Raw genomic sequence first — 14,159 nt, forward strand, 5'->3', positions numbered from 1 at the left:
CGCCTCACCGGCGAGAACACCATCTCCTGGCGCCACCCGACATCACCGGATCAAACACGCATGACGGGATGAAACAACGGGAGAAAACGACCTCTCAGAAGAGAACGTCTCCTGCAGGTACATCAGGTAGTCGATGGACTTCTTGACGTGTTTCTTGATCTCGCCGAGCGCGCCGTATCCGAACTGGGTCAGCGTGCCGGACGTGCCGGGCCAGACGAGCTCGCGGTCGAGGATGCGCTTCTCGAACCGCAGCAGCGCGTACTGCTTGGGACTGTTCACCGCTTCGAGGGCCTGGTGGTAGACCCAGGTGTTGCGGGCGAACATGACGCCATCGTGCAGCTTGTTGCGCCGTCCCCTCGCTCCCGCATGAGCGTCTTCGATGGGCCCGTTGCGCCAGACGAACTCGGTGATACCGACCGCGGCGGCGTTGGCGAGGTTTCCGCTCTCTGCGGTCACGCCCAGTGCGCTCAAGCGCTCCCGTGCATACGTCATCGCGGCTGCGTAGTCGTAGTCCCCCACCAGCTCTCCCATCCGCTCCGGCAGGCTCCGCCCACCGCCCTACTCCATCTTCTCGGAGGAACGGGCTCCCAGTGCCGCCTTTCAGCGGTCTGCACACCGCGTTAGTGCCGGTCCGAGAGGGGTTCTCGGCTCAATGAGGCAAGGAGAAGGTGGATGGGGCCTGTTGCAGTCCTCATGGTGGTGCCAGCGGCCGAGGCGGACGGCGACGTGACGCGCTGATGCGGTATGACCGGCATCACGGTGAGAAGGCGCGATACACAGGCCGGGCTCACGGCTGGGTGCGGCTTTTGCGCGGCGGATGGCATGCTGGGCAGCGTTTACCGGTCCCGCCACGGCGGGACCGCTGATCAGGCGTGGCTTTCCACCGTCCCGGACAGCCAGGCTTCGAGCAGGCCCACCGGCACAGTTTGGTGGAGCTCGGTCTGAGCTCCTTCGCGGTCAGGTTCGGCTCGTCGATCACTTCGACAAGCTCGTCGGCGAGGGCAGGGTGCACGTCCTGCAGGGATTTGCCGGGCTTGGGGCGGACCCTGGCTGCGATGGTGCGTCGGCGGGCGCATCGGGGCATCCGCTCGACTGACCTGTGCGGCGGTTTGGAGGGGCGGGGTACTCGAAGCGGCAGTGTGGTTCGGGGCACCGCCACTGGCATGTCTTGTTCGACGTGGGGAGCAGGTCGAACGCGGTCCAGCCGGGGTGGCCGACGATCTCGATGAGTTCTTCGGCCATCGTCGGGTTGACCTCGGCGAGTGATTCACCAGGGCCGGGCCTGCTGTTGGCCGCGCCGACCCGTGCGTGACCGCACCGGCTGCAGCCGCGGCCAGCAAGTGCCCGGCTGTGCAGTACGGCCTTCCATTCGTAGCCGCACTCCGGCTTCCCGCACCGCCACAGGCACACGTCGTTGCAGCCGGGCGGCATCCGATCAGGCGCCTTGCCCGGGTTGGTGAGGTTCGCGATGAACTCCTCCTCAAGGTGGGGCGCCACGTCCACCGCCGACACCTCTGGGCCGGCCACGGCCTTCTGCCACAGCTGCGCACCCCTCGTGAGCGCCGCGGTGACCTCGGCCGGTGTGAGCTGCCGCCAGGAAAGGTCGCGGCCCCGCAGTACGGCACCCACCGCCTCCGCCCAGCCCTCGGGGTTCACCCCCGGCCCGGCCTCATGGTGGACCAGGCCGGGCACCGGGACGGGCGGCAAACCGCGGCTTCGGATGCGTTCCACGTCGAGTCCAGCGGCGATCGCTGCCGCGGTCTTGGCGGTGTCACGCTCCAGGCTTCCTGGCCTGTTGTGGGTCCATTCCGGGTCCAGGTCGATGAGCAGGGCCGGCTCGGGTAGGTACAGGTCGAAGCGGTCCTGACGGCGCCCGGGCAGGCGGAGCCGGTGGTCCAGCTCCACGTCAAGCCCGCAGGCGGCCTGGACGAGCATGGCGACGTTGCATTCGAACGGGGAGCGGCCATGCCCGGTGCAGTCCGAACAGCCACGCCCATTGGTGCGATTGGCGAGCCTCGCCGGCCAGAAATGCCCCTGAGCGCACTCCCACACGCACAGGTCATGGGACTGCGGGCGCAGGGTGTCCGGCCCACGGTTGGGGCGGCTGAGATTGCGGCGGAACTGCCGTGCCAGCGCAGGATTCAGATCGGCCAGCGATTCTCCCGGGCCAGGAGCCCGGTTGCGGCGCTTCCAGCACTCAGGGCACCCCGAGGGTTTGACGGTTCGGGTGCGAAACTGCAACCGGGCGGGCCATTGGTGACCGCATCCTTCCGCCGAGCAGCGCCACTGGCACCGGTCCGTAGAAGACAGCGGTATGGCCTCCAGCGCCATATCCGGGCTGGACAGGTTGGACACGAACTCGGCCTTCAGCCGAGCCCGAACTGCAGCCACCTCGGTAGCACTTCGCCGTTTACCCATGACGGCAGATCCTGACAGCCGCCACTGACAACGGCCCTTCATGGGTCCAGGCTTCCCAGACCAGCTCCCCCGTCATCACCGACGCCGTGCCCGGTGACACCACAGCGGCGCACCCCATACGGGCGCCCGGGCTCCCGGCGGTTACTCAGAGTATGGTGCGAGTCGGGACACCCCGGCAACGACGAGGGCATCAACTACCCGTTGCCAATCGTCAGCCAGGCCCGCGTCGGCGACGGCTCGGCGCAGTTCGATCAGCCATGGTGTCAGGTGATAGGTGCGGTTCGCGATATGGCTGGGATCGGCGAGGACAAGGCTCGCCACCCACGGAAGGCCGACGCGTGCCTGTTCCTCGGCCGGCAGGGGCTTGATGAAGGCGATGAGCTGATCCACGCATGCGACGTGGCCCTGAGCATGGGGCAGCCAGTGGGCGACTGTGTCCTGCCAGGCCAGCGGATCCCACCAGATGATGGGCTTCCCCTGAACTTCCCGGTAGAGGTAGGCGGTTTCGGGGACAGGGTTGGGCAGGAGCGAAGCCAGAGCAGAGTGGTAGTCGCTCCGTCCGGCGAAGGGCGTGTGCCCGGAAGTCTGCAGGGCGATGACGTGGGCGACCACCGTCGGCCACATCCGCCGTGCCGTGGCTGCTCTGTCCGCTGACTCCTCGGCAGCCGAGGACAGCGCGCACAAGAAGCTTTCCAGGCGCGTCGCGTCGTCGGCGTAGGCGTCGAGGTGCTGGAAGACGGGCGCGTCGTCGCCCATGCCTGCCACCATAAGCAATGCCCGCGCCGCGATCAGGGCGTGGGTGCCGCGACTGTCCATGTCTTGTTCGGCAGCGAGCAGCGCGCGGCGGTGCGCGGCGAGGAGTACCGCGAGGAGTTCGCGGGCCGGGGTCGAAACGCAGATCGACGCCGTCGCTGCCGCGCCGAGGGCCCTGATCGCTGCGTCGAGGCGGTCTACGTAGATGGAGTCGTCGGTGGCTTCGTCGAGTGAGTGCGCGACGGGATCGTCGAGCGCGACGACCCTCCGCCGACTGGTCTGCGGATCCCAGTTACCGAGGATGCAGTCGCGCATCGTCTCAACTGTCAGCTGGAAGGCCGTTTCGTGATGGCAGGCGATGTTTCCGGCTGGGCACGCCGCATGCCAGACAGGGTCGAGGCCGCGGGCCAAGTGCACACGAACCTCGTTGGGGAGGGAACGCGCCAGCTTGCCTGCCGCGGCAGCGGCCTGGCGGTACGTCGTGGAGCCGTCCGTGCCGTCGATCTGGGCGCGGAGCTTCGCGGCGGCGGGCAGAAGAAGGAGCGGCAGTGCCTCTGCGGCAATGCGGTCAGCCCCCTGTTCGAAGTAGGAGTCCTCGGCTTCGAATCGGCGTGGCGATGCCGCGCCCTCCCCGATGCGCAGGAGTGTGTCGACGGCGAAGCGCAATGCGTCGGCGGGCAGTTCAACGCCGTCCACGATCTCCGCGGTGAGTGCCGTCGCGGCCACGACGGCAGGTACGTCCCACTGGCTGGCGGGATCAGGGTCTGGCGGGTTCGCAAGGAGTTCTCGGGCCGAAGCCAGGTCGGAGACCAAGTCGTCCGCGCTGATGTGTTTGTCTGTGCCGTTTCGGGGATCGATGTAGTAGCGGACGCTCAGCCGGATGGCTTCCTGGGCGCGTGCCATTTCCACGTTCCTGACCTGCAACGCTTCGACGACGTCGCTGGGAGGCGAGCTCTTGATTTCCAGGCCGCCTTCCACTTGCTGTGCTTGGTAGGTGTTGCGGTCGAGGCTGCTAGCCCAGGCACGCACAGCCGCGAGTTGTTCTTGGACGGCCGGCTCATCGAGTTCGCCAGGTTCTTCCTCAGCCAGTCGCCTGGCCGTTGCGACAAGTTGTTGCCCGATCAGTCGCAACTCGTCACTGCGCTGGTCGTCAGCGCGTAGCACCATCATCATGGCTGCCTCCCGCAGCGACCAGCGGCGGCGCTCGGGAGCCGCCAGTCCGTCGGCGGATGCCCTCAAGCCGCTCGCTTCTTGGACGACACGCGCGAACTCCAGATGCCAGATCACCGGCTCGGCGAGATAGCGGTCCAGCAGGCGGTCGGCGTGCTCCAGATGGCGAACGAGCAGGCCGACGACCAGGCCGACCATCGCCAGGTTCTCGCAGTCCTCAAGCAAGGTGGCGACCAGTCTGTCCAACGGGACGCCTGCCTCGACCAGTTGGTCACACACCCGTTCCAGAGCTTGCAAGGCGCTCATACAAGGATATGGACCGACGCCGGTTCCGCGGTACCAGAGCCAGACGTGCTCGTCTCCGACGTAGGTCCGGCGAGCCCCTGCGACGTCAAGTTCTGTCCGGTAGGCGTCGAGGTCGTGGTCCTCGATCCGGACGCCGTAGGGACGGTGATGGCCTGTGAGGGTGCGTGCGCGCGCCAGTGCGGCGTGGTTGAGCATACGGTTCAGCACCGAGACGCCGTTGCGGAAGTCCGATTGGAACAGCGGCATGAACGGGCCCCGGTACCAGGCCGCAAGGGGAGTCACGCCGAGCCCGCGAGCACCATGGCGCCGGATGCCCTCCTCGTGGAATCCTGACCCGTCTTCGTCCTCGTTGAGGTAGTAGGCCTCGGTCAGCTCGGCAAGGAAACCACGCCGATACATGGCCAGAGCCCGGCCGGTCAGCACTTCCTCGACGGCGGGACCAGCCCATGCTGGCGCGTCGCGCGCAACGCGGCGCAGAATAGCCTCGCCGTCCTCACCGAGATCCGGGCCGAGCAGTGCCAGCAGTTCGACCATGAGCTCATCGGTGATCTCACGGGGGAGCTCAAGACGCCTGCGACGGCGCTCGCGCCTACGGCTGTTTCCCATGAAGACCAGCCGCTGCCTCTCCAGGAACTGGCGCTCGGATTCGGCTTCCTCAGCTGGCTGGGCTGCCTTGGCCGCAGCCGCGGCTGCCTGCTCGTCGTTGAACCGGCGCTCGGCAGAGGCGCAGGCGGCAAGCAGGCGGTCGTGCAGCCTGACCCGGAGCGGATACCCAGCGGGGGTTTCCGTGATGATGACGGCGTGGAGCCAGTCCCGCAGCATGTCCTGCACGTGCTTGCCCTGTTGCCAGGGTTCGTCTTCATCGAGGAGCAGGGCGATGAGGGGCTCGGCTGCGGCGATCCGCACCAGGCCCGCTTCGTTGTGTAGCCGCTGGTGCACGAGACGGATCAGTCGCCGCAGGCCGGTGCCAGGCTCAGCGCGCAGCATGGGCCAGGCCTCGCGCAGGACCGGGTCGGGCGCTCCGAGCGTCAGGAGCGCTTCGCCGGGCACGTCGGCCCAGCGGTCCCCGTGGCCTGCCGTGACCAGGTCGTCGAAGGCCTGCTGCAGGCGGGCGAACCTGCCGCGCAGAGGGGCTTTCGGGGTGTCGGGAGCGGCAAGCAGTGCCTGGCAGGCAAGACGTGCGGCACCGAGCGCCCAGCGCGGCACGCCGGCCTCGACCAATTTCGCCGTGAGGTGGCCGGCTGAGAGGAAGAGCCGGGCGATCGCATACCGGCGCACTTCGTCGTGGGCGAACTGCGGGCCGATGGCGAACGGGTCGTCCATGTCCGTGCGCAGCACCCCGTCCTGGCGCAGTCCCGCAAGCGCCGTGGGATCGATTGCTCCGACGACCTCCAGGGGGTCTCCTTGGCCGAGTTCCAGGGCGGCCAGGCGGAGAAGGGCAATGTTTCGGGCGTCCGGGGTCCCGCGTTCAGGACGCCGGCGGAGCACCAGTCCCGACCACACCTGCTGCATGGCATCGGCGTCGCTGAGAGGGGTGCTCTTCACGCCTCCTCGGACGAGCAGGTCCACCACCACAGGTCGGCGCAGCAGCTCACGTGAGCGCGGGTCTGCCGCGAGAGCCGACAACTCGTTAAAGACTGCGACGATTTCGGCTACCTGGACATCGGTCAACGGTGGTACCTCGAAGCTGGCGACCTCCCCGACGCAGCGATCGTTGATCGTGTCACGGACCACTTGCTGGGCGTCGTTCGCTGTGACGGCGACAACTTTGACGTCGACCTGGCCAGCCGCGTCCATCAGATAGAGGAAGGGGTCCAGCATGCCCTCGGCGAGCGCATCCGCGCCGTCGATGACAAGGAGGCGCCGGGGGGCGCTCAGCTCGCCGAGTAGCGCGGTGAGCGAGGTGCCGAGTACGGACTCCAATTCTACTGTGGTCGGGGGAAGGTGCCGCAGGTTGATGCAGGCCACCTGCGTGGAATCGGGGTCCTGTGCGGCTTCGGTGAGCGTGCGGACGACGAGGGCGCTCTTGCCCACGCCGGAGTCACCGTGCGCGACGACCGCCGCCGCTGGGGACTCCACGAGCTGGAGCAGCTGACTGGCCGTATCGCTCCGGTCAAGATGCACCGTGCGACTGTCCTCGGTGGCGATCTCGTTGCGCACCGAGGCAAGCGCCCGTTCGTGAAGGTGGCTGAGGGCCTTCCATCCCTGCCGGTGGCGGCGTGTGGTCGAGTCGAGGACCTGGTGCGCGTCGCGCCGCAGAAGACTCAGGTCGACGGTGGCTGCCTTCGGCGGGTACTCGTCAGCCAGGGCAACGAGCCGTTCCAGCAACCGTGTTGCCCCGTAGAGGTCAGTGCCGCGGGCCACAGGGATCAAGGAGTTCGTTACTCGGGCCCAGTCCGATTCGTCCGGTGTCTCGAGTCGAGGCATGAGTACGGTCAGCCGTGACATCAGTTCCCAGGTGCGCTGTTCGACGAGCTGCGGGCTGGGATCGGCGGTCCCGAGCGTGGCCAGGGCGAGTTTGACGAGTTCTTCGATGTGCGTGAGCCGTGTTCGAACGCCGGCCAGGAACTTTTGGTGCGTCCGAATGAGGCCGAAGAAGCTGGGCGCATCCTTTTGCGCGACGGCCTCGGCGGCGAGTGCTGCCAGCTGCTCCGCGTGCTCTTGCGGACCGGCGACAACCAGAGCGGCTCGGTATTCAGGCCCCTCGGCGGGTGCGTTGACGACCTCCTGCACGAACGTGCAGATGAGCTTGGCGCTCGACTCGTTGCTCTTGACGAGATTGGGTGCGCGGCGCATGGCGAGGGCGAGCACCAGGGACGGCTCCGGCTCGTCGGCACGGGCCGCGCGGATGACGAGGTCGTCAACCGAGTGTTCCGGTGCTTGCTGAAAAGCCACGCTGACGACCGACCGACTGTCGCCCAGCTCGGCCGCACCCTCTCCGAGGAGCAGATGGGCAAGGTATTGGACGGCGACTTTGCGCTCGAAGGTGACGCCGCCGCCACCGGTCGCGTACGGGCTCATCCCGGTGGGAGCCGGAGCGTCCGCGGCGCTCACCCGGGTCTCCTCCAGCCACGTGCGCAGCACGCCCTTGTCGGTGTTGAGGCGCCACTGCTTGGCACGCCCGACCTGGCTTGAGGTGGCGAACCCGGCCTCTCTGAGCTTGCCCAGCGCCGCTGTCGCCGTGGTCGGAGACACGTCCAGAGCCCTCGCGACCATCCGGCCGGACATGGGCGTGGCCGTGCTGGCCAATGCCTCCAAGGCCCTGTACGCGCTCTCGCCCAGCATGCCGCGGAGCAGGTCGGCGGTTGAAATCACACCACCACCATAAGCCTTGATGTCCAGAGCAGTTGGACATCAAGAGGGTTTGCGCGGTTGTGAAATCCGGCGAGCGGGCGAGACCCCGCATGGTCTCAGCCCTGGCCGCAAGCCGTGAAGATCTCAGCGGCCAGGCGCACGACCGCCAGTTCCCGCTTGACGCCAAGTCGTATGCCGGTGCCCTGTTCGCCGGTTCGATGCGACACCGCTGCGCGGGACAGCAGACCGCCGGATACCTGCCGCTCGACTGCAGCGACACCTGCGGCATCAACCACACTGGCCTCTACCTCTCCCGACCCGGCATCCCGATCGCGTGGCCCGTCCTGAGTTTCTCAACGCCCTCGGCGCTGACACACCGCTCCCCCAACGATGCACCATCGCCGTCGGGCGAAGCACTCGCCGCAGTCGCCGACGGTGTGGGGGACGCTGAGAGCCAGGGATCCAGGAAGGCGGCATCACAAGGGCCAGGGCGGATGGGACAGCCATCACGGCAAGGTGCAGCTCGCGCGGTTGGAGCGGCGCCCATCGCCCACCAGTTGTGCTCAAGCCACGTACCGAACAGGCAGCCTCACGGGCTGGTCAGAGGAGAGAGCTTCGGTGACGCTCCAAGACCCGTCAGCAGACTGATCCTGGGCACGGCCTTTCCGGCGCGCAGACGTCCCCGGCGTTCTTCGGTGAGCGCTTCAATGGTCGTGTCTGCCCACTGCGTTTTGGCGGTGGCCATGATGAGACCGGACGCGCCGACAGCTGCGCACCCCTCCATGAGCTTGCTGGCCTCGTTTCGCCGCTGGCCAGGGCTCCTGCCGAGAGAGTCGTTGCTCTTGGCCTCCCCCAGCCACAGTTCCTCCGTGGTGGCAAGAGCGAAGTCCATCTCGACGAATCGCTTGTCGTCCTTGAGGAGTTCGAACTCCTCACATACCAAACCTCCTCGCGCCCAGTACTGGTTACGCAGATACTGCGTGGCCAGCAGTGGCACGTCTCCATCGTTCGTGACGAGCTCCAGCACGGCCGGGTGCAGGTCGTAGAACCAGCGGGGCTCGTCTGCGGCTGGCTTCCAACGGTTCTTGGCGAGCTGGTTGTCCCCTCCGCAGCGCCTGCAGCGGTAGCTCTGACTGATCTCGGCGAGGGGATAGAACTCCAGAATGGGGCAGTGATCGCAGCCAAGGATCAGCCCGCGCCGCAGCACACCTTGTGACGTCCACTGGTCGATCTGCTCTCTGCGAGCGGCCAGTTCCCAGCTGCTGTCGTCATGCGCTTCGATGGCCTCCCAGGACAGCACGACCGCAGACTTCAGCTTCCACCAACTGCCTTCCGGGCAGCCGGTGTTCGGGGCGTCGGAGGTGAAGCGGTGCAGGAGCGGCCAACCGGGGCTGGCGGCCAGTGCCTCCAAAGCGGCACGGGACCCAAGGAGCCGCTCGGTGATGGCAGCACGTCTGCCGGCAGGGCTGGGCAGAATGGTGATGTCGTTCGCTGCGGCGGCGACCTGCAGGATGCGTTTGATGCCGGGCCAGGCCAGTTTGGGAGACGCCAGCGAGCCAGCCAGCGAAGCCCCGCTCGGTACGGAGTCGTAGCGGTGCGACCAGTAGGTGATGCCTCCGTCGGCTGCGCGGACGAAAGTCTCCCATGGGCTTTGGCCTGTTGCCGTGACGGTGGACGAGTCCAAAACGACGAGAGGCGGGACCGGGTGGTTGGCGGCGGTGAGAGTGACCTGCCAGCGGTGCTCATTCGGGTTGAGGCCGCGTGGGACCTCCGCAGCGAGAGACAGCGATGTCTGGAGTGAGCCGTCCGATTCCACGGTCGCGGGAAGAGAACGCGGTTGGTCCCAGGCGTTCTTCAAGACCACCATGAACGGATGGGCCAGGTCGATGTTGCCGGGCTCAACCACGTCGAATGAGCGCTTCTCCTCGTCAGGATCAACGGACCTGACAGGCCGCCTGTCCCACCGCGTGTTGATGCGTTGCTGCGTCTCCTCCAAGCTCAACGACGCGCTCGTCACCAGCAGCCGCTCCGATGCGCTGCCGGGAAACAACCACATGTCGCTGAGGCCTGCTTCTGTCCAGGGGATCCAGGTCACCGCGCCTCGGATCTGCCGGAGGGTCTCGGCCAGTGCGAAGTCTTCGGGCCGGTTTCCCAGGACGGCAATGCGCTCCCGGTGCTGGAAGGCTCTCGTGATCGGGACGCACAGCGCTGCCTCGTGTGACCGGGCCGCGTGGGCTCCATCGGCTTCATCTGGGTGCAGTTGCGACAACAGTGCCGACTCGGCGCCGCGGAGAGCTGCCTCCCGCCACTGCTCAGCTGGAATATCTCCGCTGGCGTCGGATGCCTCGATGCCGACATGCATCGCGTAGGCCAGAGCCTCCGGGGTGGTCACGAGAGTCGCCGGAACACCCATGACAGGGGTCGTGGCCACCGCAGCCAGCGGCGTCAGTTCACGTGCGTTGTCGTAGTCAAACAGATGGCTGCACTGGACGTGGTCATCCCGTCGGTTCGCGCCCAGGCGTGAACGAAGGCTGTCGGCAGCCGCCTCAGCCTCGTGCACGACTGTTCCGTTCCACGGTTCCTTGCGCAGCATCTCCTTGAACTGTGCTGCGATGGAATTGTCAGAGATGTTCTTCTCGGCCAGCAGCCGGTCGATAGTGCCGGGGTACAGGGCGTCGAACGTGGTCCACGACGGACCGTAGGCAACCACGTGATCGGGGTGCAGGCGTGCCAAGCACCGGTCTACTGCGGGATGTCCGACCGCGCTGGACGGCACCACCACACTTCCACTGCAGCCCCACACCCTCGACAGCCGGGCAAGGCCCGCCGCCGTCCACCGAACCCAGCGCTCATCGTCGTGTGGCACCACCACAACGATCCGAGGCGGCCTGGCCGCATAGGACAGCGGAAGGAAGACGAAGGGCTGTTCAGGCACCCGCCCAGTTTGACATCTCGCAGGCATGGGCTGACATCCGACGGGCCTGATCAAAGCTGTACGCATGGCCGGAGGGCGTCATCAGCGGGCGCAGATAGCGGCACATTCGTGGGGCACGGATGACGGCCGTCGCGGCGTACGCACGGTAAGTGATCTTGGGATGGATCACCCGTACACGCTCACCGACCGGACCCGTCAAGTGCCGGTAGCCGCACCGCATGTGGGTCCGGCCCCACCCCCGGACCCTCCCCCACCACCGCCCTCTCATAGAGGTTCTCAGTCTAGATGCAGCAGTCTTATCCAACCTGCAAGACCGCAGGTCAAACAGCCCGTCGTGTCTCTAGAACCCGTCGCGATGTATGTGCGGTACCGCAGGTCAACGACAGACGGTCACAGCAACATCAATGAGACCTCACATAGTCAAACAGATGGCTGCACTGGACGTGGTCATCCCGTCGGTTCGCGCCCAGGCGTGAACGAAGGCTGTCGGCAGCCGCCTCAGCCTCGTGCACGACTGTTCCGTTCCACGGTTCCTTGCGCAGCATCTCCTTGAACTGTGCTGCGATGGAATTGTCAGAGATGTTCTTCTCGGCCAGCAGCCGGTCGATAGTGCCGGGGTACAGGGCGTCGAACGTGGTCCACGACGGACCGTAGGCAACCACGTGATCGGGGTGCAGGCGTGCCAAGCACCGGTCTACTGCGGGATGTCCGACCGCGCTGGACGGCACCACCACACTTCCACTGCAGCCCCACACCCTCGACAGCCGGGCAAGGCCCGCCGCCGTCCACCGAACCCAGCGCTCATCGTCGTGTGGCACCACCACAACGATCCGAGGCGGCCTGGCCGCATAGGACAGCGGAAGGAAGACGAAGGGCTGTTCAGGCACCCGCCCAGTTTGACATCTCGCAGGCATGGGCTGACATCCGACGGGCCTGATCAAAGCTGTACGCATGGCCGGAGGGCGTCATCAGCGGGCGCAGATAGCGGCACATTCGTGGGGCACGGATGACGGCCGTCGCGGCGTACGCACGGTAAGTGATCTTGGGATGGATCACCCGTACACGCTCACCGACCGGACCCGTCAAGTGCCGGTAGCCGCACCGCATGTGGGTCCGGCCCCCCCCCCGGACCCTCCCCCACCACCGCCCTCTCATAGAGGTTCTCAGTCTAGATGCAGCAGTCTTATCCAACCTGCAAGACCGCAGGTCAAACAGCCCGTCGTGTCTCTAGAACCCGTCGCGATGTATGTGCGGTACCGCAGGTCAACGACAGACGGTCACAGCAACATCAATGAGACCTCACAGTCGAGAGCGCTGGTGAAGCGGATGTCGGGCTTGCCCAAGGTGGCGAAGATGAGGTTGCGTGGTCGGCGGGCGGTGCCGTATCCCGGCCGAACGAGCTGGAACAGGGGGTAGCCGTCCTCTTCCCCCTCCTGGCGCAGCTGTGCCCCCAGCGGTTGCAGGTGGCGGTTGGCCAGTTCGACGAAGTGCCGTTGAGCTTCCTCGTCAGGAAGGACGGCTGGGGAGGCCAGGCCCTCAAGGAAATATCCGAAGCGTGGGTGCGTGGCTTCGAACGCCTTCAGCTTGTCGAAGAGCTCCTCGGTCGACCAGTCACGGAACCTGATCACATGGCGCTCGATCTGGCCGCACAGGCTGCGGGCGGGGTTCCCCCACCCGCCGAGGTCGCCGTCCAGGTCCCACAGACGTTGCAGGAGGGCGAGAAAGCGGTCCGGGTAGCCGAGGTGGTCGGCCAGGTCAAAGTCCTTGGCCAGCTCACGCCGCGTACGCCCGGGTATCTCCACGTAGGGGCGGCCGAGCCACAGCACGTCCTGCAGCTCATTGCGCTCCCGTGCGCGCAGCGGCTCTGTGCCGAGAACCGCTTCGGCGACATCCTCCAGGCGGTCCCCCGGACAAGCTTGCAGACTGGCTGTCAGGCGCTGGTGCTTCGTGTGCCCGTCTTCGGGAGGGGGCGGCGGGAGGCACAGGCGATCGCACAGCTCCGGCAGGTCCTGGTGACCGTACAGCTGGTACAGGTTCGCCAGCACGCCCTCGATCAGATTCCGCAACCGCGGCAGGTCCGTCCGCTCAGCCATCTCACGATGATGAGGCAGGCCATGCGGCGATTCCAGTGATGCAACCCGGCAGGCATGGCCGACCTTCCTCGCAGCCCCAGAGCGGCGCCCCGGTCGTCCGACGCCGCAGCCGCCTATGGCATTCGCAGCGGCTGGTCGAACGGCTCGTCCTCCCAGTAGGTACGCACGTTGCGGCACCCGGGCCGGGTACACATCCAAAACCCGTCCGGCACCCGCCCTGTCACCTCCCGCAACCACCGCCGCTGCTCCCGGCTGTCCAACGCGATGTGCTGCTCGCGCGACCGACAGGTCGCGCAGTACAACTCCCTCAAGTCCTTCGCCATACCCCCACCGTCCCCGGCACGCCTGGTTCCGGGAAGATGCGCACGCGCCACCCTGCCCGGCACGGAGCCCCCGTCGCCGTACCACTGGCCCACCGGCAACGCGGTCGGTTACCCAGGTGACCTTGGTGCCGCGCCACCGGTTCAGAGTGTGCCCAGTGGGCCGGGCACGCGAGAGTCAGCCGCCGGCCTTCTGCTCCAGCAGGGCCGGCGCCTCCTGTCCCTGGCGCTCGTCCTCGGCCTGCTGGCGGACCGCGGTGACAGGGAGGGGAGTTCTCCGGCCTCTGTCCACAGGCCAGCCAACCGAGCATGCGGGAATGACGCCGTGAGTGGCACGGCGGCCATCGTGAGGAGAGCGTGATGCCGTACCTAATCCCGTCCCGTACACCGCTGACGCCCCAGCAGGTGGAGCGGGGCTTCGACTACCTCCTGGCGCTGCAGGCCGGTGGCGGCGCCGCGGTCGCCGGGCGGGCGGAAGCGGACCGGAGCTGGCGTTCGTCCTGCTGCGGCTAGCCGAGGACATCATCTGGCCCGTTACGGCCGTGGACGGGGGGGACCGACGCGTGCGCGGACTCCTTCGCGATGGACGAGACCGGATGCGTACTGCTGTCCGCGCTGCGGGACTGGGCACGGGACTCCCCCACTACGGCGGCGCCGGGCATCGCCCGCAGCATCCTCCCGTTCACGGTGACCGTCATCCCCGACCCCGACCACCCGGACACCGCCGGCGCCCTGGAGGCGATGCGCGACGAGCGCCTGGTGCTGGCTCACGCCGTGCACTCCGCACCCGGTGCGCACCGGTAACCGCACCCCCGTGAGGCCTGGTGCGCATCCGCTGGGCAGCACCGGGTGCGCACCGGCACTTTTCCT

Annotated in this window: 10 protein-coding genes; 2 read left to right on the forward strand and 8 right to left on the reverse strand. The window is 67.1% G+C overall.

The genetic code is table 11. The features are described 5' to 3' along the window. Positions 1–42: 42 nt before the first annotated feature. The 8 genes from ACH4EB_RS36730 to ACH4EB_RS36765 form a co-directional block, all read right to left on the reverse strand. Positions 43–519 (reverse strand): hypothetical protein, encoded by a 477-nt coding sequence (locus tag ACH4EB_RS36730; protein WP_398352791.1) that lies wholly within the window; start codon positions 517–519, stop codon positions 43–45. A 268-nt stretch (positions 520–787) separates the two neighbouring features. After that, complete coding sequence (locus tag ACH4EB_RS36735) at positions 788–1,084, reverse strand: zinc-ribbon domain-containing protein (RefSeq protein WP_398352793.1); 297 nt, start codon at positions 1,082–1,084, stop codon at positions 788–790. Continuing rightward, positions 976–2,355 carry a zinc-ribbon domain-containing protein gene (locus ACH4EB_RS36740; RefSeq protein ID WP_398352794.1) on the reverse strand — a complete coding sequence of 460 codons (1,380 nt, stop codon included), beginning with the start codon at positions 2,353–2,355 and terminating at the stop codon, positions 976–978. Before ACH4EB_RS36740 ends, ACH4EB_RS36735 begins: the two co-directional genes overlap by 109 nt. A gap of 204 nt (positions 2,356–2,559) precedes the next feature. Next, positions 2,560–7,962: a hypothetical protein gene (locus ACH4EB_RS36745; RefSeq protein WP_398352795.1), complete on the reverse strand. Its 5,403-nt coding sequence runs from the start codon at positions 7,960–7,962 to the stop codon at positions 2,560–2,562. A gap of 95 nt (positions 7,963–8,057) precedes the next feature. Further along, positions 8,058–8,237, reverse strand: a complete 180-nt coding sequence (locus ACH4EB_RS36750; protein ID WP_190216024.1) for a hypothetical protein — start codon at positions 8,235–8,237, stop codon at positions 8,058–8,060. Positions 8,238–8,530: 293 nt separating this feature from the next. Next, the gene (locus ACH4EB_RS36755) at positions 8,531–10,876 is read right to left on the reverse strand and encodes a hypothetical protein (protein WP_398352797.1); all 2,346 of its coding nucleotides are present in this window, start codon (positions 10,874–10,876) and stop codon (positions 8,531–8,533) included. A 401-nt stretch (positions 10,877–11,277) separates the two neighbouring features. Beyond that, positions 11,278–11,763 (reverse strand): hypothetical protein, encoded by a 486-nt coding sequence (locus ACH4EB_RS36760; protein ID WP_398352798.1) that lies wholly within the window; start codon positions 11,761–11,763, stop codon positions 11,278–11,280. 390 nt (positions 11,764–12,153) lie between these two features. Then, complete coding sequence (locus ACH4EB_RS36765) at positions 12,154–12,969, reverse strand: hypothetical protein (protein ID WP_398352799.1); 816 nt, start codon at positions 12,967–12,969, stop codon at positions 12,154–12,156. A gap of 680 nt (positions 12,970–13,649) precedes the next feature. Here ACH4EB_RS36765 and ACH4EB_RS36770 point away from each other — a divergent pair. Both ACH4EB_RS36770 and ACH4EB_RS36775 read left to right on the forward strand, forming a co-directional pair. Beyond that, positions 13,650–13,802 carry a hypothetical protein gene (locus ACH4EB_RS36770; RefSeq protein ID WP_398352801.1) on the forward strand — a complete coding sequence of 51 codons (153 nt, stop codon included), beginning with the start codon at positions 13,650–13,652 and terminating at the stop codon, positions 13,800–13,802. A gap of 69 nt (positions 13,803–13,871) precedes the next feature. Beyond that, complete coding sequence (locus tag ACH4EB_RS36775) at positions 13,872–14,093, forward strand: hypothetical protein (RefSeq protein WP_398352803.1); 222 nt, start codon at positions 13,872–13,874, stop codon at positions 14,091–14,093. The last annotated feature ends 66 nt before the right edge of the window (positions 14,094–14,159 follow it).

It is taken from the genome of Streptomyces sp. NPDC018045 (assembly GCF_044327445.1).
Taxonomy (GTDB): Bacteria; Actinomycetota; Actinomycetes; order Streptomycetales; family Streptomycetaceae; genus Streptomyces.